The organism is Psychrobacter sp. AT9 (assembly GCF_047272965.1).
GTDB lineage: Bacteria > Pseudomonadota > Gammaproteobacteria > Pseudomonadales > Moraxellaceae > Psychrobacter > Psychrobacter glaciei.
The window spans coordinates 2,753,608-2,776,744 of record NZ_JBKOTW010000001.1; the positions used below are offsets into that span (position 1 = coordinate 2,753,608).

Consider the following 23,137-nt stretch of genomic DNA (forward strand, 5'->3'; position numbering starts at 1 on the left):
ATGTGGTTCATTAAGACCATTGCGCTGTCGTGTATTATTACTCTTGGTTGGACACTGATGTTTAGCGTACCCAAACGCTATATCCTGCCTTGCTTGCTGATGACTGCGTTTGGCTTTGGATTAAAGACGGCTCTTGTTTATCAACATGTGCATCTCGTGGTTGCTAGCTTTTTTGGGGCGATGCTTGCCAGTTTTTTAGGTGTATATTTTTCCAAGAAATACACCCTACCGCCCAAAGCATTAATTTCGCCCAGTGTCATTTGTATGATGCCCGGTATCGCTGCATATAAGGCGATGGTGAGCATGGTACAGATTGGCTATTTCGGTTTTTCAGATGAATTATTTAGCCAAATGATGGTGTATTTGTTTGAGGCTTTATTTGTGACTTCAGGATTGGTGCTCGGCTTGTCCATTCCGGGACTGCTATTTTATAGACGTCGTGCCATTGTTTAAGTAGGTTTAGGCGGGTTTAAGTAGGTTTAGGCAGATATAGACATTTAAATGTTAGGCTGTTTCTAGCGAAAAACTAACCACATCGAAGCGACTTAACATACCCTAACCACAAAAAACTTGTAAGATGGATGATAAGACCCATTACGGTAGAGTCCAAGATAGCACCAATAACAACTTAATAAAGAGATTGATTATGACCAAACATTATGACTATATCGCCATAGGCGGCGGTAGCGGTGGCATTGCTTCAATCAACCGTGCGGCTAGCTATGGCAAAAAATGCGCTATCATCGAAGCCAACCAATTGGGCGGTACTTGTGTGAACTTGGGCTGTGTACCCAAAAAGGTAATGTGGTATGGCGCGCAAGTTGCCGAAGCCATCCATAAATATGCGCCAGACTATGGGTTCGATGTGGATGTTAAAGGTTTTGATTTCCAAAAACTGGTGCAGAGCCGTCAACAATATATCGAAAACATTCACCGCTCTTATGACAATAATTTGGCCAAAAACGGCGTAGAAGTCATCAAAGGCTTTGCCAAATTCGTCGATACCAATACCGTAGAAGTGAATGGCGAGTTGATTACCGCTGACCATATTTTGATTGCCACGGGCGGTCACCCGATTCAGCCAGATATTAAAGGCGCAGAATACGGTATCGATTCTGACGGCTTTTTTGCGTTGAACCATTTGCCAAAACGTGTGGCGATTGTGGGCGCAGGCTATATCGCTGTTGAAATCGCAGGCGTGTTAAACAGTTTGGGCGCTGAGGTGCATTTATACGTACGCCAGCACTCGCCGCTGCGCTCATTTGATCACAGTGTGGTAGAGGCATTGCTCATAGAGATGGAGCAAGATGGCATTCAATTGCACACCAATACCACGCTCACGGAAGTCAATAAAAATGAAGATGGCAGCCTGACTTTATGTACCAAAGATGGCAGTCTAGACACGACAGATTGCTTGATTTGGGCGATTGGTCGTGCGCCATCGACAGACAACATCAATCTGCAAGTAACTGGTGTTGAAACGAACGAGATTGGCAAAATCAAAGTCGATAAGTTCCAGAACACCAATGTTGCAAATATCTATGCGGTCGGCGATATTATCGAAGATAGTGTGGATTTGACCCCAGTGGCGATTGCCGCAGGTCGCCGCTTGTCAGAGCGCCTATTTAACAACAAGCCTAATGAGCATTTAGACTATACGTTGATACCGACGGTTATCTTTACCCACCCTGCTATCGGTACCATTGGCTTGTCTGAAATCGACGCGGTTGAGCGCTATGGTAAAGACAATATCAAATGCTATAACTCAACATTTACCTCGATGTATAGCGCGGTAACCCAGCATCGTCAGAAATGTATGATGAAACTGGTGTGCTTGGGCGATGATGAAAAAGTCATTGGTCTACACGGTCTTGGCTTTGGTGTCGATGAGATGATTCAAGGCTTTGCGGTCGCCATCAAAATGGGCGCGACTAAAGCGGACTTTGACAATACAGTTGCCATTCATCCAACTGGCTCAGAAGAGTTTGTGACGATGCGTTAGTCATTATTGTATGACTTAAAATGAAAAGGCCACTCTGAATCGAGTGGCCTTTCTTTATGGATAGTGACTTGCACTACTTGCTACAAGTCCCTTTTATGCCGAGCTTGAGGTCAGCGATTGCTTCCCTGCCTTCACTTTCAGGTACCAACTTAACACCCGCACCACCAACAATTAAACCTGGCTTAATATATTGTTTTACAAAGTAGTTATTACCCGCTGTAGTATCAATCATTAAATCGTTAGGAGAAAACTCAGATTCGGTAGAAACTTTGTGCTGCATATTGCCTAGTACTTCATGATAGAAGAAAGTGCCGCGCGCAGTTTCACCAATACATTCATCATCTACCCACACATCTTTCTTTAAAGCCCCACCCACCACACTATTGCTACGATAAATATATAGACCAGCATTGTTGGCACTAGGTGCTTTCACTTGCTTGAGTACGTTAGATACTTCAACATTTTCAGTGGGTACAGAAGCACAACCGGCAAATAGTATTGATGTAATCGTTAGAAAAGCGATTTTTTTTAGCATGTTATCTCTCTAAGAATAAGGGTGGCTTTATTTAATATATTTCAATGACTTTATTATGAATAACTTATAGGAACATGGCTCAGTTTCAATAGTCGAAACCAACTCATCACTCGCTCGATAAACCTTAAAACTGATTTTGTAAGTTCATCAATTACCAATAATTGTCATGTGATATCTATATGACTATTACTGATAATTGAGATTTTCGTTGATTATTTATCACTAATCCCCTCGTTCTTAATGTATCTATAAAGTTACTCGAACTATATAGAATTATATCTCAGAATCCAACTTAATTTCTCGATATTTGCCTATTTTTATTCAATATATCTTTTCTGTACTTGAATCACCTCTATTTTAATAGCTCTGGGAAATTTAAGTGAAGTCACGTTCATACAGACAGCACAATCCCGATACTGCTATGATGCAATTAATACTGACCGTTGAGAGATGACTGTGTGGCAGGTGTATTTTTTTATATTACCGATTGGTCTGGGAATTATGACCTTAGCAGCGAGCTTATTGTTTTTGTTTGCTTATCTGATGTCTGATGACAATGCCACGCGCTTGCCCGCTTTTAACTGGTTTAAGCGCTTAATTATTGTGGCATTTATCCTGCTAAGTGTTGGGCTGTTTATGACCTTTGGTCATTTTTGGGGTTAATAAAATCAGCCTTTAAACATTCAATATTCTTTAATGAACCATTTTTTCTAACTCCAATAATTCTAAATCCTCACGTTTTGGCTCGCCATTATTGCCATCATTTGGAAACGGCATTTTATTACCATTTAACTGATAGCCGCGGCGCTGATAGTAAGCCAACAGCTCAGGACGATGGCTCAAGATAGACATGGTCAAACGCGCAGGGTTTTTATCAGCTGCTTGCCCATTTGACGATAAATGACGAGTAGCGAAAGTTTCTGCTGCTTGCAAAATCACGTTGCCAACGCCCTGCCCTTGTAGCACAGGATGTACTGCAAACATACCAATGTAGGCTTTTTTGTTTGAGTCAGCATTGGTTTTGATATCGACAGCGATACAGCCGAGTAGCTCACCCGTTTCTTCTGCCTCACGTTCACCACTGGTAGTTTTTGGATACACAAACAGATAGTGTTTGGGATTTGCGATGGTATTAGCCAGCTCATCTGGCGTGATACGAATACCACCAATCAAATCAGCCTCATTGGTCCAGCCTGCCGTTTCCCGATAACAGCAATTTAACAATTGCTCTAGTGCACCAATATCATTTGCTTCCGCCTGACGTAAAAATACGGACTCTTTATCAAAATGGTCTGTTTGTATATTGCTTTGATTTATATTATTTTCATTCATATTATAATTTTTCCTTTTTATTCATGTATAAAAAAACTGGCTTAGATCCCTAAGCCAGTTTAAATACTAATACTTATCCGTCTATAGTGCTAGCGCGATAATTCCTGCGATTGCTCAATCATGTCAAAACCTGCATTGAGCTGCGCGCGCGTCGGTGCATGACCACGGCGAAGTAGCTCAGAAAAAGCGACCAATTCTTTATCACGCCCTAAAGTGCTAGCCGCACTAGCACGTGTGTCTTCCCCATCATCATCAAAGTAATATTCGATATAATCTAACGTATCTGGTGAACCAAACAATATACTGTTATCAGGTGTCGCGGCATGACCACTATAGCGTAGGCTCTTACCATACTGCATCGTCCAAAAGAAAGGAATGCGCTCTGCTAGTGAGTTGACATTAGGGTCGTTTAAGATAGTGGCAGCAGTGACCAAACCATGCTGCAAGGCCACCCGCCAATGTTCGATACGCATGCGTCCCATTTGTCCAGAAGCTTTAGCTATATCGCCCAATGCATAAACCCCATCGCGTAGCTGCAAATGGTCATCCACTTGCACGCCATCTGGCGCGTTTACTTCTTCGAACAGTTCTGTACGTGGTGCTACACCAGTCCCTAAAATCACGATGTCTGCATCAACTTGCTCACCATTTGCTAATTTAATACCGCCAACTTGCGAAAAATTGCTGTCGCTAGTCTCATCTGCTTTTTCGACCTCAACGATTTCGGTCACACTGGCATCAAAGACAAACTGAATACCTTTTTCCTCATGCAGCTTAATCAGCGCATTACTCACCGTTTCGGAGACAATATTTCCCATCACCCGATGATCTTGTCCGATGACCGTAATAGAAGCCGTCGTGCCTGCTTGCGCCAATGCGGAAGCGACCTCCATACCAATAAAGCCAGTACCGACAATCACCACACGCTGATCGTGACTGGCCGCTTTAATCAATTTGGCATCATCCATACTGCGCAGTGTATAAACGCCATCAAGCTCAGTACCTTTAAAAGGCGGAATATTTGGCTCAGCGCCTGTTGCGACCACTAAGAAATCAGCGGTTTGTCTGTCGCTATGACCATTTTTATCTTTGATGACAATCGTACGTTCATTGGGTAATATTTCGCTGACGGTTTGATTTAAGCTCAAATTAATATCGTGTTTGCTCGCCCAATCTGCACCGCCCAGTAGTAGCTTTTCTTCAGGCATATTGCCCGCTAAAAATGCTTTGGACAATAATGGACGGTTATAAGGGGCTTTCTCATCAGCACTAATCAAGGTGATTTTGCCGCCATAGCCAGTGTTACGCAGTTGATGCGCTGTCATAAAACCAGCAGCGCCACCGCCCACGATGAGGGTATGTGTATCCGTCAGTTTGTCATTTGCAATCTGTTTATCTATCTTAGCTGAGGTATTCACCGTCAAGCTGTCACCGTTATCGGTCACTTCATATTGAGTCAAGCCTTCTGTCGCTACTGGCTCTAGCAGTGTGCCATCGCGGCTATCAAACGTCGCATGATGCCAAGGACAGACCACGCGATTGCCACAACGCAAACCTGTGCCTAAATCTGCGCCTGCATGCGGGCATTTGCCATCGAACGCCTGAAACTCATCGTCGTCGCGGGTAATTAAGATGATACTATCATCATCTTGCTTGTACGATTTCATGCCGCCACTGGCAATATCGGCCTTATTAATAGTCACTGTGTGAATCGTTGCATTGGTCATAAGTCTTCCTTAACAGTTATAATGGTTTCCTGAATCAAACATGTTGAAAATAACCCTATCGCATCAGTCAGTCTCAACGAAAAACATTGTTTTCTCTCTGTTTTTTAAATGCTGTTTTAAAACGCTATGCATTGATAGTAGCAAGACCCTTTCGCACACGCTGTTTTTTTGTATGTTTACTGCGTTGCAAAACGTAATCTTTAACCTTTAATCCCTATCTTTAACGCTTCTTGTTAAAATTTATCCTCAAAATAAAAGACGATTTTATGACTTCTTCTAATGCCATCACAGATATTAATACTAGCCCTCAATCCGCTCTTGAAAGCACTCAAGATAATGAGCAGTTTGATATAGCAAGCATCGATATTACCGCAGCGACGGATACTGCGCAGTTACCCCAGCCTATTCAATCACCTGTACAGCAAGCAACCTATAAAGCCAACGCAACTGATTTCATCGTTAATGAGCTATTGCCGCTCGAATTCACCGGTGAAGGTGAGCACCTATGGCTGCATATCCAAAAATCAGGGATGAACACCGCATATCTGGCAAAACTGCTGTCAGAGTGGGCAGAGATCCCTCTGCGCGATGTTGGCTATTCAGGTCTGAAAGATCGCCATGCATTGACAACGCAGTGGTTCAGCTTACGGATACCTAAAAAGCAGTTGCCAACTGTTGAGTTTGCACCGATAGATATCGGAGCCAATGAATCGGTCACTATCCTTGATCAGCAATGGCACAATAAAAAGCTCAATCGCGGCACGCATCGTGCCAACCAATTCATCATTACCTTGCGTGATATCCAATTTTCTGATTATGATACGATATCGCCAACACCTGAGCAATTAGCATTGGCAAAGCAAGGTGTCGAGCAGCATTTAGCAAACATCGGCACAACTGGCGTGCCCAACTATTTCGGTCCTCAACGCTTCGGACGTAATGGCAATAATATTAGAGAAGCATTATCGCTGTTCGCGCGTCCACCGCAACAAAGCAGACCACAATCCAAAAAGAGCAAAAGTAAGCGCTTACCACGAGAGCAAAACAGCATGGAGTTGTCTGCTGCACGTAGTTTGATTTTCAACGAGATATTGGCAGCACGAGTGCGTGATGGCAGCTGGAATACTGGATTGGCAGGCGAAGTGTTTAACTTAGATGGTTCAGGGTCAATATTTGCTAGCGAGGAGATAGACGATACGTTGCGTACACGCCTTGAGACGGGTGATATCCATCCCACTGCTGTGCTATGGGGTGCAGGCAATGATAAAGTCAGCGGTGTGGCGGCAGATATCGAGAATGACCTGATTCAGCAAAATCCGCTATTAGGTCGCTTGGCAAATGGCTTAGAGCAGCGCGAGGTAAAAGCACAACGACGCGCGCTACGCCTACCTATTGAAGCACTATCTTGGGAATGGCAGGATAAAGGTGAGACACAAACCTTGGTACTAAATTTTACTTTAACGACAGGCAGCTTTGCCACCAGTGTTTTGGCAAGCTTAGTAAAGCAATTGATACACTAAAGCGTATGCGACTCTTTGACTATGGCAGCTAGCTATGTGCCATACAGCGCCTCAATATTATTATTTTTTGCTGCCAACATCTCGTTGGCACTCACCACTTGATCACGACCACAGCCTTTGGCTTCATACAAAGCCTTATCTGCCATACAAATTAAGCGCTGGCAAATATCGTGAGGTAGCTGTACTGTGGGAATTTGACGACTCACGCGTTTGCTACTATACGAGTGGCTTCTCTGCGGTTTAGCAAGCGACTGCGATGCATTCTTTTTATTCAGAATTTCGCAGGCTTGTTTTATACAACTACGCTCATCATTGGTCAGTGTATATAGACCCAAGCTGGCAGTCACACTAAAGGCTGTATTGTCATCGAGAATAATGGTTCGCTTGGCAATGCTTAGCCGTAGTTGTTCAGCAATGATCATAGCCGTATCGTGATTCGTATCTGGCAATACAATCAAAAACTCTTCCCCGCCATAGCGACTAATGATGGTTTCATCAGTTAAAGACTGCAAGAGCGTCTGTGCGACCTCCACTAAAACTCGGTCTCCTATCTCATGACCGTAATTGTCATTGACCTCTTTGAACCAATCCAAATCCAATAAAATAACGCTGATATCTTGATGGTCTTCTACTGACTTCAGCACCTGTTTCATTTGCGTCAAACCATAACGGCGGTTTTTCAGCTTGGTCAATTCGTCTTGATTGGCATGTAGCAGCACTTCTTTTTTGCTGTCATCCAATATCAATAGCAAGGTGCGAAACATATAAACGATAAAAATAGCTTTGGGCAGTGCCAAAAACACATGGGTTAATCGCCAAAAAAATGTTGAAGAGAGCTGTAATTCACTCATGCTGTCCCAGTCCAATGTCGCGCTTTCAAAAGCGGAGGCGGCAACGGCATTTTCGATAGCCATGACTTCGTTGTAATTCAAATAACTTGGATTATCAAGCATGGGATAAATCACCGTTAGCTGACGCAAGCTAGGCAAATCAATACCAAAATAAGGCGATACGATAGCCAACAAAATCAGAAAAACTTGCAGCAAAAATACTCGCCAAGCATAACGACGCTTGATCAACACCATTCCTAGCATCGCACCACCAACCAGCGATACCCCTGCAAACAAACTGCTGTAGCCTATCATCACGATGATCACGGCAATATAAATGGTATAAGGCACAATGAACATTATTTGCCATTTATCCAAATCTTTACCGTTGTCTCCGCTACGAGATAAGCAGCCAATCAGCCACCAAATAAACAATCCTGTTACCGTCACCCCTAACCATAGTGGATATAACAGTTGAATATTGACATAATCATTGAGCGTATCTCGACACCACCAGACCATCAAGCACCATAGCCAATGCGAAAACACTTCTATCAACACAAATAAGGCCAGCAGCGACGCCCTATCGGCCGCCTGCCATTCAAAAATAACTCGGGAGAGTTTTTTATAGCCTAAATGAGATATCTTTACAGCCATAATTGGGCTACCGCAGATAATAAAAGTGATTGAGCTAAGACCAAACAAGAAAATAAAGGGGCTAACTTATATTAAACCCAAATTGTCGCATTTAGTGTGGCAATCTTTCCTTTAACTATCAATCTGTTTAAGTGATTTATACGTCAATATCTGGCATCTTGTTTTATGGCGTGGCTTTGCGTCATGGCGTTACTTGATAATTGCGAGTCAAATTTTAACGATTATTATCGTTCATGACTTAATATAATCAAGAGTGGCCCTTTGAAAATATTAAATAACATTTAAGTATTATTAAATAAAGGTAGTTTAGCTTATCTATTGGGTGTGAGTGATAGCTTATTTTGGACTAAGCCAATGCCGTAAAAGACTGCCAAATGCCTTGTTGTTCTGGCTGCAATGTCGGTACATCCCCTATCCGTCGCCACGGCATATTACTACCATGAAAGTCGCTCCCTATCGAGGTAACGAGCTCGTGCTCGGCTATGCTGCGATCGACCATTCTACGAGTGCTAATCGGCTCACTATTCGCAGGCAGCTCACAAGCGTCACCGCCCAGCTGAGCAAACTCTTCGATAAGCTTACGCACTCGCGTCGCTGAGAGCTGATAGCGTGTTGGATGCGCCAGTACTGCTTTGCCGCCGCACGCGTGAATCAGCTCAATGCCGTCAGCCATGCTCAGTGCATCAATTGCCACATAAGCGGGTTTATTGTCTGCTAAGTATTTATCAAAGGCTTTTTGTACCGTTTTCACTTCGCCACGCTCAAACAACACTTGACCGATATGTGCACGCCCAACCGCTTGTGGATTACCGCTCGCTTTGTCCAGTACGGCTTGCCACAGCTCATCATAGTTGATATCTAATAGCTCGCTGAGCTTTTCAGTGATTCGTTGACCACGCGTGGCGCGGCTATCCTGTAATTGCTGCAGCGTTGCATGCATTTTTTCGCGGTCAGTGAAATCCAGTCCCAGCACATGAATGATCTTGTTGGTGGATTTATTTTTACCGTAACCACCATTCAGCGTATGTTCACAACTGATTTCAACACCATTGATAAGCGTCATGCCACAGGCAGTGGCAGTGGCTCTCGCGTCATCGATACCCAATAATGTATCGTGGTCTGTCAATGCCAATACATCGACGCCAGCCGCATGGGCGCGTTGCACCACTTCCGCTGGCGCATAAGTGCCATCTGAGCAGGTACTGTGACAATGTAAGTCGATTTTCATATAAAGTGGCCTTAAGGTTTTGAATGTGATAACGCTTATGAGTATGGTATCAATAAAATGCCAAAAAATGGCTAAGGGATGTCATATAAAACGATTATCGTGTTGATTGCTTTTTTTTGGCGCAGTAGACGTGTAAACTACCCCATACGTTTCGTTGGACATGCCACACGCTATGAAAGCCCTATTAGACTTTGTTCCCTTGATCGCTTTTTTTATTGTCGCCCGTACCCAAGGTATTTTGGCGGCAGCAGGCGCTTTACTGATTGCCACTATTGTTGTCTACGCCATTCATTTTATCCGCCAAAAAGGCAAATTTGATAAGCAGCAATGGGTGGTTTTATTATTGACCATCGTATTTTGTGGCGGTACGCTTTTGCTACGCGATGACATTTACTTGCGTTGGAAATCACCAATTATTAATGGCATTTTTGCTTTGACACTGCTTGTCAGTGCCGCTATCAATAAGCCGTTGATGCAGCTAGCGATGAAAGAAGTCTTTACCTTGACGCTTAGCGGTTGGAAAAAACTAACCGTCGCTTGGGCGCTGTTTTTTGCCATTATGGGTGTACTGCATTATATCACGGCATTTACCATGTCGGATGAGGCTTGGATCAACTTCAAAACTTATGGCTGGATTCCTATTATGTTGGTGTTCGTAGTCGCTCAGTTTGCGCTGCTAAAAAAACATATCAATCCAGCGCTGACCGATAAAACGGCTAAATAAGTGCTAAATAATTAGCCGCTAAATAATTAGCCGCTAGAATGATTTCCCATTCGGTATGCAAGTTTACTGTCTTATAATAACTTATTACTGCAAAATCTTAATATTGATAATGATTACTCATTAATGATGATACGATTTATTATTACTATTTATTAAGGAATTATTATGTCTTTATTTGCCATTATTGGTCATGACGTTGCTAATAGTAGCGCACAACGGCAGACTACCCGTGCAGAGCACGTCGAGCGCCTGCAAGCATTAGATCGCGAACAACGGTTAATTATCGCCGGTCCGACACCTATTGAACATGGTAAAAGCGAGATGTCAGGCAGCTTAATCATTGCTGACTTTGACTCTCTTGAAGCAGCACAGACATGGGCGAACGCTGAGCCTTACTTGCGTGACGGTGTGTACAGTCATGTCGATATCAGACCCTTTATCCATACCTTACCCAAGCCCGATGACAGCGTATCAGACAAAGTAGCACAGTCGTGAATCAGTGCGCATCCTTGTCAAAAAGTCGCCACTATCAATGTAGTCTTGCTGCCGTCATGCTAATCGCGGCTATGTCAGCGCACGCTGCCCCCACCGTTACCAATACGAGTGTGAATACAGGTACGACTGATCCGTTAACGGAACAAGCGGCTACCGCGCCAGTAACGACCCCAAATTCAAGCCTTGATATTAACAATACCTTGGCGGCACAGCTGCAACCCTCCAACAAGGCGCTAAATACCGCCAATCAAGAGTTACTCAGTCGTAATGCCCAACTCCAACGACAGGTCAATGACTTGCAAACCCAAGCCAATGTCTTGGTCTATGAGAGTAAAGGTCAGCTGTTTTTATATGGCGCATTTACGGTGTTAATCAGCTTATTGGTGGGTATTTTTGTGTCTTGGTTGGTGTTTGTACGCCGCGAACGTTGGTAATATCTGTTTTTATTGATTAAAATTATTTGATTGCCTATCTATGCTTAACGGCACTTGACTTAACGGTACTTGGCTTAACGGTACTTGATGGAATTCAATTTTTCTGACTCTTCACATATATAGTCAACCTAAAATAACATCTACAACAAAAACCGAGTGTAAGCCATACATGAGTATGGTCAGCGAGGTTGACGCTGTAGTGATTTTATTTTAGGTCAGGCTGTAGCTAGCAACGCTCCTAAGAACTTCGCCATGTCTAACGCTCAACTAAATAACGCTGAACAGCCAAACGTCATTACCCCTGCCAAGATTCACTGGCAGATGGATGATACGGGTAATAAAGTGCCTGTATCAGGCGAGTTTGGTGATGTTTACTTTTCAAATGCTGATGGTTTAGCAGAGTCACGTCATGTGTTTTTAGCGCACAATCAACTGCCAGAGCGACTAGCAAACCTTGCAGAAAAGCAGTGCTTTACGATCGCTGAACTGGGTTTTGGTACTGGGTTAAACCTCTTAGCAACTTGGCAGCTATGGCGACAGCTGCGGAATATATACCCTCAATTAGCGACTGCTCGCCTGCATTTTATAACGACTGAAAAACATCCCATCCCGCTTGCAGATTTAATGCAGATCCTTGCCCTATGGGGACAGCGTGCACCTGAGCTTGCTGAATTCATTGAGCCACTACTAACAGCATACCCACCTCTCATCGCTGGCTGTCATCGTCTAAACCTCTTTGAGGACAATCTGACCGTCGATATATGGTTGGGTGATGCTGCTGAAAGCTTAGCTAAACTGGCAAATAACGCTGCTAGCTTTTATGCACCTTATGTTGATGCTTGGTTTTTAGATGGTTTTGCACCTTCCTGCAATAGTACCTTATGGACAGATAGTATTTTTGCACAAATGCAGCGTTTATCACGACCAACGACCACCGCTGCCACATATAGCTGTGCCGGTATCGTAAAACGTGGGCTACAAAACTGTGGCTTTCAGATTAAAAAAGTGAAAGGCTTTGGTCGTAAGAATGAGATGCTAACGGCAATCATGCTGGATACTATAAACTTAAACGATGATAATAGTAAAGATATACCCTTTTACAATCATGCTAGCACTGCAGCGCCCGCCACAGACAATAATAGCGAATCTGCCAAACCCACTAGCAACCTGCCCGCCCATACCATCGTTATTGGTGCTGGTGTCTCTGGGCTATTAATGGCTTGGTCGCTGGCCAATCGCGGTATTCAAGTCACCCTGCTAGATAAATCAGCCCCCTTAGCAGGCGCTTCAGGTAACCCGCGTGCCTTGCTCGCTCCCAAGATGACGCCCATTCATCATGTCGACGAACATCTGCATACCATAGGTTACCTTTATAGCAGCAGATTATATCGCTTGATGAATGCAAAAGCTGAGCAAGAAAGCAGAGCACCGATACTAGAGCCAACTGGCGCGCTCGATTTGTTAATCAAGGCCAATATCGGTACAAAGCAAATTGCTGATTATCCCGACAACATGGCAACCACACTATCCTGCGAACAGGCGCAAGATGCGAGCGGCCTCAAAGCGCAAGATTTATCAGAGAATTTGTACTTACCACAGTCTGGATTGGTCAATCCACAAGCATTGAAAGACATCATACTAGCGCACCCACTCATTCGCTTTCAGCAGTTAGACGTTAAGAGTATTAGCGAAACAGAAGAAAGTGTCTGTATCGAAGGCAATAATCAGGATAAACAGACGATATCCATTAGCGCTGAGAATGTGGTGATTTGCGCTGCTTTTGAGAGTCATGAGCTGGACAAGCGTATTTTTGATTGTCGTAAAATTCGCGGTCAGCTTTCTTGGTTTACGCCCACAGTCGCACAGCTCACAAGCCTACCCAAAATTCCGCTTAAATATAGTGGCTACTGTGCGTTATTTACTGCTAAAACTGGCGATGAAACTTTGAATAATGTGGTAGTGAGTGCGCCCTATTTATTACTAGGCGCGAGCTTTATACGTAATGATACAGCCACGGATATTCGCCAAGAAGAGCATCAGATTAGCCGCGATAAACTAGTGACTGCCATTCCTGAGATGGACTCGATCATTCCAACAGACCTCAGTTTGTGGCAAGGACGGGCGGGTATTCGCACTCAAACGCCTGACTACCATCCAATCGTTGGCGTACTAACAAACAGCAAACGAATTTGGGTCATGAGTGCGATGGGGGCTAAAGGGTATGCCATTGCACCAATATGTGCTGAAGCGCTGACAGATATGATGTTAGGATCATTTACCCCCTTATCAATAGCGATGCTTGCGCGCCTGTCACCAAATCGCACACGCTTGCAGACACCGCTGACTTGAAAAATCCAAACGATCTGCCAGCTCATTAAAGCATTCTGTTTGGAGTTATTTTGACTGTACTGCTGGTAAATAGAGCGCTAAGACTAGGAACGTAGCAAAGCATTTATTTATGTGAGCATCGAGACTATCTTTAAAAATATAATGGCAATAGAAAAGTCATTATTACTGTGAATACTCAATAAATGGTAGATTGTTCCTTGCCATTTACTGTGCTTAAATAAAGCTCTCTTTACGGATATTCCTCTCCTTATGAAAACCCTTACATTTAACCCAACTAAACCTACCCTCTATTTTCAGGCTGTTTCTGCTATTTTTTTGAGTATCTCACTATTGAGTGCCTGTCAAAAAACACCAGAGCCTGAGACAGATAACGAGACAATCTCTGAGGTAGCAGTACAAACCACACCCGTGACTACCAATATTAATGTTGATACGGCCGCTGATAATGGTGAGGATACCGCAAAGCCTGAAGTAAATTCAGAACAAGATGTGAGCTTAACTGAGCTAGAAAACGACCTTGGTGCAACTGAGCCGTCAGTGAATAATGCTGGCATAGCGCCCAGTCCTGAACAAGCCATTAAAGGCGCGCAAATCACTGATGTCCGTTATAAAAATGCGGCTGGCGAATCACTCTCTGTGGTTTTTGAGACCTCGGCAGCGGGCGTGCTCAACGCTATCGTCACCTTACCGAACAAACCGAAAATGACTTTAAGCGCGCCTGAAGGTCAAGGCAATAACCCAACTTATCGATCAAGCGATGGCAGTATTCAGCTGGTCAGTCATGCGGGTGGCGGCACTATTGATCTTATTCGGAATAATAAAGTCACCAGCTTTGATGCAGTCAGTGCTGAAGCAGAGGTCATCACTGAGTAATATCTGAGACTGAATACTTATAAAAATTTGTCATAAAAAAGGCGGCGTACGTTAATATTAGATAATAACGTACGCCGCCTTTTTTGGTCTTGTTTACTTTCCTTTAGCCAAAACCAGTGGTCTTACCAAACAGACTTACGAGCCAGCTAATCATTGCCCACAGTCCCCAGCCAATCACCACAATGACCATTACGCCGAGCATATCAGGGATATGTAAATACAACCAAGCAACGACTGGATTGCGCCAAAAAAAACCAAAGCGACTGCGCTGTTGCTTGTCTTCTAGTGATTGATGCAAAAACGGCCGATCCAGATGCATGGTTTCAGTGATGCCGTATTCGTCTTGTAGATGCTCATGCACGATACCTAAGGTTTTGCGACTGGGACGAATAAAGATATCGAGTAACGTCCCAATACCAGGCACGATGCCAACCACCATATCAATGAGTGCCAATCTGACAGCTGGCGTCATTTTGTGCGCAGGCACACCCAGTTGACGACCCAATATAAAGGCATAGCTGGTTAACGCCAATCCTGCCAAATCTCCTGCCAGCGGAATGGTCGAAAGCGCCGCATCGGCACCCATTCCTTGTTTGGTAAAAGGCACACGTACGAGCGAATCCATCGTATTAGCAAACTTGGCCAATTTACGCTCAGTCGCGATGACTTGCTCACGTGTCAACCCATGCTCGGCCAGCTTTGCCTGATAATCGATGACAGGTGCATTAGTATTGCTATCAGATGATTTTTTCGTTTTTAATCTCGAAAATTTATTGAACTTATCCATTAAAAGTCGTCCATATACAAGCGATTGCTATGAGAGCAAAGACGTAACGTCCCACCCATATATTGGCTAAAAATGCCTGAAAGCAAGCCAAAGCATTGCGACTGGCACAAGCGCTGTTTTGTTTGGAAAACATCATCGCCACTAATGCGAGCCCAAATACTGGTGTTATGCCTAACGTTGTCGGTGCAAAATAATGCCACATGACCGCGCCCATAATCAGTAAAAAAAGCATTTGGAGTATTGAGATGATAATCACATCATAACGACCAAATAATATGGCCGTTGATTTGACCCCAATCTGCAAATCATCCTCGCGGTCAGCCATGGCGTACTGAGTATCATAGGCCACTGTCCAGCACATATAGGCGGTAAACAGTAACCAGCACCAAATATCAGGAGCACCTTGTACTGCTACGTAAGCCATTGGTATCGCCCAGCCAAAAGCCGCTGCCAAAAACACTTGTGGCAAATGGGTAAAACGCTTCATAAATGGGTAAATGAATGCCAGTATGATCGCACCAAGCGACCAATAGAACACTTCAACGGGCAGGAAAAACAGCAGACTGGCACTGAGTAACACCAATACTAAAAAAGCAGCGATTGCTTCTTTAGCAGACAGACGCCCATCAGCGAGCGGGCGTCCCTTGGTGCGGGTCACATGACCATCCACCTTACGATCGGCAAAATCATTAATCGCACAACCTGCCGCCCGCATAAAAATCGCGCCGAGGGCAAAAAGCAAAAATATTTTAAGACTTGGCAGACCTGCCGTCGCTCCGTTCTGCTGCGCCTGACCCATGGCGGCCAGTAGCACACCCCATAGCGTCGGCCACAGTAACAGCTCAATACCCACAGGCTTATCAAAGCGCGTCAGCTGCATATAGGCATATAGCTTTTCTTTAAAACTCAAAGCGGAGTGAGTGTTAGTCATTGCAGTGTCATCTCTAAATATTCAGTATCTGAGCGTAATATCTCTACGCGTGTCCATTAAGCTTATTAAATAAGTAGACTTGTCATCGTCAAAAACCCATCAAACAAAATAGCCATCAAAACGTACGGCTTCATTATGCCAGCTTTCACTTGCTGGCTGATGCGCAAGTTGTGGTGCAAGTTGTGGACGCTTAACAACCACACGGCCCTGTACTTGTGTGTTTCGCCCATTCTGATGGACGACGGCTTGCGCACTTTGTAGCAATTGCAGCTCTTCGTCTGCTGTGGGCGGGAGCGCTAATTGGTGTAGTGCTTGCATATGCTTGCCTACTTTAGCGCCTTTACCTGTCTTGCTATCTTGATAGCTATTCTCTGGAAACATAGGATCCAAATAAACCACATCGATCAGCTTACTTTGGTCAGCTGCCGATACATTATTCAAGCTGTCAAAATAACTGAGCGCATCGTTATTGATAATCTGCAAACGGCTCATCAGCTTTTGCCAATTTGCTAGCCCACTCATACGCTGCTGTTCTACTAACAATAACAATGCCATCAAGGGCTGCTGCTCTAGCATAATGACCTGTGCACCCGTGCTGGCCAATATCAAGCTGTCATGACCAAAACCAGCCGTCGCATCAATGACTATACTATCCGATGTGACTTTGGCCGCTTGCAATAATAGCTCAGACTTACGCCCCGCACTCACTACACGGCGTTGTAATTTATCCCATTCTGGCGCAACGCTCAATCCATCACTCAGCCATGAAAGCTTGTTTTTCTCATCTAACAAGAGAATAGGTTGAATTGATGTCTGGCTTAATTGCTGGCGACGTTTCTGATTGAGCTTATCAGTAAACAGCTCAATATCTAGAATAATTGACAGTTGATGTACAGCGATCAGCGCTTGTATGCGCTCGACTTGGGCTTGCTGAGACTCGCTAACGTAGAGAAGTTGGCAATGCATCATAAAGGTACTAGCTTTTTTAGACTCTTGCTGTAAAACGGTCATAACTGCTCCACCCTATTTACTGCTTCTAAGGCTAAAAAATATAGTGAAAATCTAGCCAGCCATTTGATAGCCAAAACCCCAAGCAGCGACCAAAACGATGACGCCAGTGATGATACGTAGCCATGCAAATATTTTGAAATCACGACGACTGACCCAAGCGACTAGCAGGCGAATGCAAAGTAAAGCCACCACAAATGATACGATCGTACCTATGCCTAAAACCAGCCAGTCTGCACTATTAGTCAACACATCGTGGTGCTTGAGCAAATCCAATAATGCCGCACCGACGATGACCGGAATACCCAAAAAGAAGGAAAACTCAGCGGAAGCTTTACGAGAGACACCCAACCATAACGCACCAATAATCGTCGCACCTGAACGTGATGTCCCCGGTATCAATGCCAGACATTGCAGCAGACCTATCATCAACGCTGTTTTTAGACTAACGTCTTCTGCTTCTTGCGCAATAATCACTTTAGGACGATTTTCTACATAGAATATCAGTAGACCACCGATAATCAGCATAATCGCCACGACGATAGGATTAAACAAATAGGCTTTGATTTCGTCAGCGAAGGTAAAACCAACGATCATCACCGGAATAGTCGCAACAATTAAGCTCAATCCAAGCTGTCTTGGATTACTCATACCTTCAGCTTTACCAGTCAGTAGACCCATAAGCGCTTGCCATAGTCTACCCCAGTAATCATAAATGACCGCTAAGATAGCACCAAGCTGCACCACTACCACAAACAAATCGACTTTCTCTTTGGTCCAAAAGCCCATCAAATCCGCTGATAAAATCAAGTAGCCAGTACTAGAGATGGGTAAAAATTCAGTGATACCTTCAACGATACCCATGATGACAGCTTGAATTAATAAAATGATATCCACGATGGCTTTCCTAGATACAGACCTATTGGTTAGTACAGTTTTTAGTGTGTTGTTATATTTTACATAGCGTTAAAAATAATAGGGATTGACTACGCTTTACCTTGCTCTTTAAGGGTTTTCCACGCTTGGTTACGTAAGTACTTTGGTAAAGCTTGCGAGGCTTCTGTGCCACCTGTCGCCATAAACTGAGCAATACCAAGCTGCCCTATCACAGTAGCGTCAGGGTGAATATCTGCCTGAATTATCTGACCGTCATGTAATGTTAATAGCGGTGCACCATTACCAGCAATAGGAATATTAAGCACTGTCTGGCTGTCATAATCGAGCAGCTGCTCGGTATCTTCACCATTTTCTTGATTAACCGCCTGCATCAGATTATCTGTTGCAACATATTGCCCAAAATAAACTTGCTGCATACGGGCGTCAAGGGCGCTATACACGTCGGTCACACCATATTTCTGATACGCCGCTTGCGCAATCGCTTGTAGGCTTGAGACACCCACACAAGGAATATCATGAGCAACAGACAATGCTTGTACCACTGCCGTATTAATCCGTATACCGCTAAAGGCACCAGGGCCACGGTTAAATATCAAGGCTTGCAAATCAGCAAGGTTCAGCTTAGCCTCGGACAAAGCGGCATCAATCATCGGCAGAATTTGTTGGGTTTGCTGGCGTTTACCCGTCTCCGTATGACTCGATAGCACTTGACCATTGGCATCTAAAATCGCGATCGAACACTGATCAAACACGGTATCCATTGCTAAAAACATCTTCACCTCAGCCTATTCGCTTAGCATTATAAAACAGCGCCTATCATAGCATTTAGGATAAGCAAATTTTATGACTTTCTGCGTTTTTCATACTTAATCCATCAGAATGTAGTAGACATAAAAAACCCCAAGGCTATTTTTGCCATGGGGCTGTCACTAAAACGGCTTATTGATCTAAGCAGATATTAATTAAAAACGCTTTTTAAAATCCTTCGGTGCTTGATGTTGCATTTCTTGCATTTGCTTTTGCATCTCTTCAGTGCTTGGCATGTTGTTTGGATCCAGACCCATCTGTTTGGCCATTTGTTGTGGGTTGACGTCTTTAGCGCCGCCTTGCTGACCACCGCCACCAAATAAAGGACCGCCACCGCCGCCACCAGCACCGCCGCCGCCCATCAATCCTTGCATAGATTTCATCATTTTACTGATGCCTTCAGGCTTGGAGATCATTTTCATCATTTTTGCCATTTGCTTGTGCTGCTTGAGCAAACGGTTGACGTCTTGAATCTCGCGACCAGAACCAGCAGCGATACGGCGCTTACGGCTCGGATTAATCTTATCAGGGTTTTTACGCTCAAATGGTGTCATCGAATTAATCAACGCTTCCATTTCACGTACTTTTTCTTCTGGCTTGGCATCTTCAACGGCTTTTTGCATGTCTGAGCCGCCCATACCTGGCATCTTATCTAAGAAACCTGCCATGCCGCCCATACTTTTCATTTGTTGAAACTGGGTCAAAAGATCCTCAAGGTCGAAATCACCGCCCTTTTGCATCTTTTTCGCCATTTTTTCGGCTTTATCACGGTCGATTTTTTGCTCGACTTCTTCAACCAAACTCAGTACGTCACCCATACCAAGGATACGCTGGGCAATACGTTCAGGATGGAACAGCTCTAACGCGTCTAATTTTTCACCACGACCTAAGAACTTAATCGGCTTACCAGTAATGGCGCGTACAGAAAGCGCCGCACCGCCGCGAGCATCGCCGTCCGTCTTGGTTAAGATAACACCTGTCAATGGCAACGCATCGTTAAAGGCTTTGGCAGTATTGGCGGCATCTTGACCCGTCATCGCATCGACGACGAATAAGGTCTCAGATGGATTGACCGCTGCCGTTAACGCCTTAATCTCATCCATCATGTTGTCGTCAATATGCAAACGACCAGCAGTATCAATAATTAGAATATCTTGATACTGAATCTTGGCTTCTTCGATAGCGCGTAGTGCGATATCAATGGGGTTTTCATCGGTACTTGAATTCACAAACTTAGCATTCACTTGACCAGCCACTTGCTCAAGCTGGGCAATCGCTGCCGGACGGTAAACGTCAGCCGAGACTAGCATCACCTTTTTCTTATGACGCTCTTGTAAAAATTTGGCCAATTTACCAGCGGTTGTGGTTTTACCCGCCCCTTGCAAACCGGCTAGTAAATAAACCACTGGTGGCTTACCTGTCATTTCAAGCTGCTGATTGGCGCTGCCCATCATTTCCGTCAGTTCATCGTGGACGATTTTGACAAAGGCTTGCCCCGGTGCCAACTCTTTGAGCACTTCTGCACCAAGCGCTTGCTCTTTGACGCGCTTTACAAAGTCACGGGTGACTGGTAGCGCCACGTCGGCTTCTAGCAGCGCCATGCGCACTTCACGCAGCGTGTCTTTGATATTGTCTTCAGTCAGTTGCCCAGTCCCTACGATATTGCGTAGGCTCGACGATAAGCGTTCTGTTAAGGTATCAAACATAAATAACTCTCAGTTAAAATAATTCGCAATTAAAATAATTGTCAGGTAAACCATGCCAATGGCTTATAAATAATATTAGGGTGTATTTTTACGTTAATGGTCACATTTTAAGCAAATAAAACATCATATTATCAATACTATAGCATTAAGGTGATTAAAAACTCATAGACGTTTTGCAAAATAGTTGCTGGGTAAACTCATCAGTTACCGATACAAAATCTTATTTATCATGTCATCGCTCAGCATTTATGAGGAATAAATAAGATGACACTCAATTGGTTGCCATTTTATGATAAATTGGACGATTATTCTAATCATTCTGACACGATCACTTTAGCATTATATTGAGCGGCTATCTTACGCTCATAAAGAGATGAGGCTTTTTACCTGTGCACCTTGCATTCTTACTTGCTAGTATGGCTTATATCATCGTCAGCTTCCACATCGGCTGGGCGCTTATTCAGGATAAACCTATCCATAAAAGCATCAGTTTGGGCTTGCTATTGGTCGGCATGCTCGCACACGCGACGCTACTCTATCCGTACGTCGTTACCTTATATGGGCTAAATTTCAATTTATTTAATGTGTTTAGCCTGACCAGTCTGTTTTTCTTATTCTTTTATGTGCTGTTCTGTCTTTATCGCCCCATTCTTAGCCTCGGCATTTTGGCAGCACCGACTGCCCTGATAGGCATGACGATCGGCTATATCGGCCGCGCTCCTTATCAACCGCTCACGGATATTAGCGTTGGTCTTGAGGCGCATATCTTATTATCACTGGCCGCCTATTGTGTGCTGCTGATGGCAGCGCTGCAAGCGCTATTTTTGCGGCTACAAATCCGTGAACTTAAGCATCAAACTATCCATCGCTTTTGGGTCAATAAACTGCCATCACTGCAAAGTATGGAGAGTCTATTGTTCGATATGCTGTTGGTAGGATTCGTCCTATTAAGTATTGCTCTGGGCATCGGATTTATTTATGTAGAAGACTTGATGGCACAGCATATTGTGCATAAAACCGTGTTTAGCCTGCTGTCTTGGTTATTATTTGGCGCGCTACTGTTCGGTAATTGGCGCGCTGGCTGGCGTGGTAAACGTGCGGCCAACATCACCATTTATGCCTTTATACTACTGGCTATTGGCTTTGTCGGCAGCAAATTTGTGTTAGAGATGCTTTTATAAAGTCGGCAAAGGCATCACGGTCGACAGAAATAGTTATTACTGCCGACCGCCATCACATTACATGATTTCTCTACTCGCTTTATCTTAGTTAAAAACCACTGTTTTATTACCTGCCACAATGACGCGATTTTGCACATGCCAGTTGACGGCACGTGCCAACACATTGCGCTCGATATCACGCCCAATAGCCCGCAACTCTATCACACCTTGACGATGCGTCACACGGTGCACATCTTGCTCAATGATAGGCCCTTGATCCAATTCTGCAGTGACATAATGCGCAGTCGCACCGATAAGCTTGACGCCTTTATCATAAGCTTGACGATACGGGTCAGCACCGACGAAGGCTGGCAAGAACGAATGATGGATATTGATAATTTGCATCGGCCAACGCTTCACAAAATCAGACGACAATATCTGCATATAGCGCGCCAATACTAGCAAGTCATTGCCTGCCATTAGCTCATGAATCTGCTCTTCTGCCTCTGCCTTATTGTCCTTGGTCACTGGCACATAATGAAAGGGTATACCAAAGTTTTCTACCGCTTGGCGTAAATCTTCATGGTTGCTAACGACAGAGGTTATCTCGCAATCGAGCAATCCACGCTGATGGCGCCATAATAAATCCAGTAAAGCATGATCAAACTTGGAGACCAAAATACCGACTTTGGTTTGAATAGCATTATCGTGTAAGCGCCAAGTCATATTGTGACGCTTGGCAACCGTATGCCCAAAGCTGGCTTCAAAATTATCAATGATGTCGCTTAACCCTGATAGCGCAAACTCTAAGCGCATAAAGTACTGTCCGCCTTCATGAGCGGTTGAATACTGATCGAGAGTGATAATGTTGCCGCCATAGCGATGGATAAACTCGGATACCGCTTGCACGATACCGGCTTGATCTTTACATTTAATCAAAAGAGTAGCGGTATCAATGGCAAGGTTAGCAGAAGCATTGTTAGAAGATGAAGCTGTTATTGTGGTATCTGATGTCTTATTACTTAACATAGTGCGCCCAATCTAAAAAATAAATCAAAATTTACTACTGGTTTTAGAATCTATTCGTAGTATAAGAAAACAGCTATTTTAGTCGCTTTTACGATATTTTGCTGAC

Annotated in this window: 22 protein-coding genes; 10 read left to right on the forward strand and 12 right to left on the reverse strand. The window is 44.1% G+C overall.

The genetic code is table 11. From position 1 onward, the window contains the following. Positions 1 to 453 carry a threonine/serine exporter family protein gene (locus tag ACMFL8_RS11515; protein WP_413191055.1) on the forward strand — a complete coding sequence of 151 codons (453 nt, stop codon included), beginning with the start codon at positions 1 to 3 and terminating at the stop codon, positions 451 to 453. 193 nt (positions 454 to 646) lie between these two features. Further along, on the forward strand, positions 647 to 2,002 hold the full coding sequence (gene gorA, locus ACMFL8_RS11520) for a glutathione-disulfide reductase (protein ID WP_413191056.1): 1,356 nt from the start codon (positions 647 to 649) through the stop codon (positions 2,000 to 2,002). 73 nt (positions 2,003 to 2,075) lie between these two features. Here gorA and ACMFL8_RS11525 read toward each other — a convergent pair whose 3' ends face one another. Beyond that, positions 2,076 to 2,537: a DUF2846 domain-containing protein gene (locus tag ACMFL8_RS11525; protein WP_189585335.1), complete on the reverse strand. Its 462-nt coding sequence runs from the start codon at positions 2,535 to 2,537 to the stop codon at positions 2,076 to 2,078. A 501-nt stretch (positions 2,538 to 3,038) separates the two neighbouring features. On the opposite strand from ACMFL8_RS11525, the gene ACMFL8_RS11530 reads away from it, so the two are divergent. Continuing rightward, positions 3,039 to 3,200: a hypothetical protein gene (locus tag ACMFL8_RS11530; protein ID WP_227676031.1), complete on the forward strand. Its 162-nt coding sequence runs from the start codon at positions 3,039 to 3,041 to the stop codon at positions 3,198 to 3,200. Positions 3,201 to 3,230: 30 nt separating this feature from the next. Here ACMFL8_RS11530 and ACMFL8_RS11535 read toward each other — a convergent pair whose 3' ends face one another. Further along, positions 3,231 to 3,869: a GNAT family N-acetyltransferase gene (locus ACMFL8_RS11535; protein WP_413191057.1), complete on the reverse strand. Its 639-nt coding sequence runs from the start codon at positions 3,867 to 3,869 to the stop codon at positions 3,231 to 3,233. Positions 3,870 to 3,958: 89 nt separating this feature from the next. After that, positions 3,959 to 5,596, reverse strand: coding sequence for an FAD-dependent oxidoreductase (locus tag ACMFL8_RS11540; RefSeq protein WP_413191058.1), 1,638 nt, complete (start codon positions 5,594 to 5,596; stop codon positions 3,959 to 3,961). Positions 5,597 to 5,862: 266 nt separating this feature from the next. Here ACMFL8_RS11540 and truD point away from each other — a divergent pair, with 266 nt between their 5' ends. Further along, entirely contained in the window at positions 5,863 to 7,116 is a 1,254-nt protein-coding gene (truD, locus tag ACMFL8_RS11545) for a tRNA pseudouridine(13) synthase TruD (protein WP_413191059.1), read from the forward strand. Between the two features lie 32 nt (positions 7,117 to 7,148). On the opposite strand, the gene ACMFL8_RS11550 is transcribed toward truD, so the two are convergent. Both ACMFL8_RS11550 and ACMFL8_RS11555 read right to left on the reverse strand, forming a co-directional pair. Continuing rightward, on the reverse strand, positions 7,149 to 8,603 hold the full coding sequence (locus tag ACMFL8_RS11550) for a diguanylate cyclase (protein ID WP_413191060.1): 1,455 nt from the start codon (positions 8,601 to 8,603) through the stop codon (positions 7,149 to 7,151). A 346-nt stretch (positions 8,604 to 8,949) separates the two neighbouring features. Further along, on the reverse strand, positions 8,950 to 9,831 hold the full coding sequence (locus ACMFL8_RS11555) for a PHP domain-containing protein (protein ID WP_413191061.1): 882 nt from the start codon (positions 9,829 to 9,831) through the stop codon (positions 8,950 to 8,952). 172 nt (positions 9,832 to 10,003) lie between these two features. On the opposite strand from ACMFL8_RS11555, the gene ispZ reads away from it, so the two are divergent. The 5 genes from ispZ (at position 10,004) to ACMFL8_RS11580 (ending at position 14,706) form a co-directional block, all read left to right on the forward strand. Then, positions 10,004 to 10,555 carry a septation protein IspZ gene (gene ispZ / locus ACMFL8_RS11560; RefSeq protein WP_413191062.1) on the forward strand — a complete coding sequence of 184 codons (552 nt, stop codon included), beginning with the start codon at positions 10,004 to 10,006 and terminating at the stop codon, positions 10,553 to 10,555. A 165-nt stretch (positions 10,556 to 10,720) separates the two neighbouring features. Beyond that, a complete protein-coding gene (locus ACMFL8_RS11565; RefSeq protein WP_194619284.1) occupies positions 10,721 to 11,050 on the forward strand; it encodes a YciI family protein in 330 nt (109 codons plus the stop codon). Between the two features lie 14 nt (positions 11,051 to 11,064). After that, positions 11,065 to 11,484, forward strand: coding sequence for a hypothetical protein (locus ACMFL8_RS11570; RefSeq protein ID WP_413191063.1), 420 nt, complete (start codon positions 11,065 to 11,067; stop codon positions 11,482 to 11,484). Between the two features lie 252 nt (positions 11,485 to 11,736). Then, a complete protein-coding gene (gene mnmD / locus ACMFL8_RS11575) occupies positions 11,737 to 13,833 on the forward strand; it encodes a tRNA (5-methylaminomethyl-2-thiouridine)(34)-methyltransferase MnmD (protein WP_413191064.1) in 2,097 nt (698 codons plus the stop codon). 249 nt (positions 13,834 to 14,082) lie between these two features. Beyond that, on the forward strand, positions 14,083 to 14,706 hold the full coding sequence (locus tag ACMFL8_RS11580) for a hypothetical protein (protein WP_413191065.1): 624 nt from the start codon (positions 14,083 to 14,085) through the stop codon (positions 14,704 to 14,706). A gap of 103 nt (positions 14,707 to 14,809) precedes the next feature. Here the strand turns inward: ACMFL8_RS11580 and ACMFL8_RS11585 are convergent, their stop codons facing one another. From ACMFL8_RS11585 to ffh, 6 genes are all read right to left on the reverse strand, one after another. Then, positions 14,810 to 15,493 carry a DUF4112 domain-containing protein gene (locus tag ACMFL8_RS11585; protein ID WP_413191066.1) on the reverse strand — a complete coding sequence of 228 codons (684 nt, stop codon included), beginning with the start codon at positions 15,491 to 15,493 and terminating at the stop codon, positions 14,810 to 14,812. Then, complete coding sequence (gene ubiA / locus ACMFL8_RS11590) at positions 15,486 to 16,424, reverse strand: 4-hydroxybenzoate octaprenyltransferase (protein WP_413191067.1); 939 nt, start codon at positions 16,422 to 16,424, stop codon at positions 15,486 to 15,488. The genes ACMFL8_RS11585 and ubiA overlap by 8 nt, the downstream gene beginning before the upstream one ends. 99 nt (positions 16,425 to 16,523) lie before the next feature. Further along, on the reverse strand, positions 16,524 to 17,435 hold the full coding sequence (locus ACMFL8_RS11595) for a class I SAM-dependent methyltransferase (protein WP_189585362.1): 912 nt from the start codon (positions 17,433 to 17,435) through the stop codon (positions 16,524 to 16,526). Positions 17,436 to 17,486: 51 nt separating this feature from the next. Beyond that, positions 17,487 to 18,329, reverse strand: a complete 843-nt coding sequence (locus ACMFL8_RS11600; RefSeq protein WP_189585365.1) for an undecaprenyl-diphosphate phosphatase — start codon at positions 18,327 to 18,329, stop codon at positions 17,487 to 17,489. Positions 18,330 to 18,418: 89 nt separating this feature from the next. After that, positions 18,419 to 19,102 (reverse strand): tRNA (adenosine(37)-N6)-threonylcarbamoyltransferase complex dimerization subunit type 1 TsaB, encoded by a 684-nt coding sequence (gene tsaB / locus ACMFL8_RS11605; protein ID WP_413191068.1) that lies wholly within the window; start codon positions 19,100 to 19,102, stop codon positions 18,419 to 18,421. Positions 19,103 to 19,291: 189 nt separating this feature from the next. Continuing rightward, the gene (ffh, locus tag ACMFL8_RS11610; RefSeq protein WP_189585371.1) at positions 19,292 to 20,842 is read right to left on the reverse strand and encodes a signal recognition particle protein; all 1,551 of its coding nucleotides are present in this window, start codon (positions 20,840 to 20,842) and stop codon (positions 19,292 to 19,294) included. Positions 20,843 to 21,231: 389 nt separating this feature from the next. Here ffh and ACMFL8_RS11615 point away from each other — a divergent pair, with 389 nt between their 5' ends. Next, positions 21,232 to 22,023: an inner membrane protein YpjD gene (locus tag ACMFL8_RS11615; RefSeq protein ID WP_010201396.1), complete on the forward strand. Its 792-nt coding sequence runs from the start codon at positions 21,232 to 21,234 to the stop codon at positions 22,021 to 22,023. Positions 22,024 to 22,107: 84 nt separating this feature from the next. Here ACMFL8_RS11615 and purU read toward each other — a convergent pair whose 3' ends face one another. Beyond that, a complete protein-coding gene (gene purU / locus ACMFL8_RS11620) occupies positions 22,108 to 23,031 on the reverse strand; it encodes a formyltetrahydrofolate deformylase (RefSeq protein ID WP_413191069.1) in 924 nt (307 codons plus the stop codon). Between the last annotated feature and the right edge of the window lie 106 nt (positions 23,032 to 23,137).

Excerpts from the sequence above, each read along its gene's own strand:
- ACMFL8_RS11555 (WP_413191061.1), bottom strand. The coding sequence starts at position 9,831 with ATGAAAATCGACTTACATTGTCACAGTACCTGCTCAGATGGCACTTAT.
- purU (WP_413191069.1), bottom strand. The coding sequence starts at position 23,031 with ATGTTAAGTAATAAGACATCAGATACCACAATAACAGCTTCATCTTCT.
- ffh (WP_189585371.1), bottom strand. The coding sequence starts at position 20,842 with ATGTTTGATACCTTAACAGAACGCTTATCGTCGAGCCTACGCAATATC.
- ACMFL8_RS11525 (WP_189585335.1), bottom strand. The coding sequence starts at position 2,537 with ATGCTAAAAAAAATCGCTTTTCTAACGATTACATCAATACTATTTGCC.
- truD (WP_413191059.1), top strand. The coding sequence starts at position 5,863 with ATGACTTCTTCTAATGCCATCACAGATATTAATACTAGCCCTCAATCC.
- ACMFL8_RS11565 (WP_194619284.1), top strand. The coding sequence starts at position 10,721 with ATGTCTTTATTTGCCATTATTGGTCATGACGTTGCTAATAGTAGCGCA.
- ACMFL8_RS11580 (WP_413191065.1), top strand. The coding sequence starts at position 14,083 with ATGAAAACCCTTACATTTAACCCAACTAAACCTACCCTCTATTTTCAG.
- ACMFL8_RS11585 (WP_413191066.1), bottom strand. The coding sequence starts at position 15,493 with ATGGATAAGTTCAATAAATTTTCGAGATTAAAAACGAAAAAATCATCT.
- ACMFL8_RS11540 (WP_413191058.1), bottom strand. The coding sequence starts at position 5,596 with ATGACCAATGCAACGATTCACACAGTGACTATTAATAAGGCCGATATT.
- tsaB (WP_413191068.1), bottom strand. The coding sequence starts at position 19,102 with ATGTTTTTAGCAATGGATACCGTGTTTGATCAGTGTTCGATCGCGATT.
- ACMFL8_RS11550 (WP_413191060.1), bottom strand. The coding sequence starts at position 8,603 with ATGGCTGTAAAGATATCTCATTTAGGCTATAAAAAACTCTCCCGAGTT.
- gorA (WP_413191056.1), top strand. The coding sequence starts at position 647 with ATGACCAAACATTATGACTATATCGCCATAGGCGGCGGTAGCGGTGGC.
- ACMFL8_RS11595 (WP_189585362.1), bottom strand. The coding sequence starts at position 17,435 with ATGACCGTTTTACAGCAAGAGTCTAAAAAAGCTAGTACCTTTATGATG.
- ACMFL8_RS11530 (WP_227676031.1), top strand. The coding sequence starts at position 3,039 with ATGACCTTAGCAGCGAGCTTATTGTTTTTGTTTGCTTATCTGATGTCT.
- mnmD (WP_413191064.1), top strand. The coding sequence starts at position 11,737 with ATGTCTAACGCTCAACTAAATAACGCTGAACAGCCAAACGTCATTACC.
- ACMFL8_RS11515 (WP_413191055.1), top strand. The coding sequence starts at position 1 with ATGTGGTTCATTAAGACCATTGCGCTGTCGTGTATTATTACTCTTGGT.
- ubiA (WP_413191067.1), bottom strand. The coding sequence starts at position 16,424 with ATGACTAACACTCACTCCGCTTTGAGTTTTAAAGAAAAGCTATATGCC.
- ispZ (WP_413191062.1), top strand. The coding sequence starts at position 10,004 with ATGAAAGCCCTATTAGACTTTGTTCCCTTGATCGCTTTTTTTATTGTC.
- ACMFL8_RS11535 (WP_413191057.1), bottom strand. The coding sequence starts at position 3,869 with ATGAATGAAAATAATATAAATCAAAGCAATATACAAACAGACCATTTT.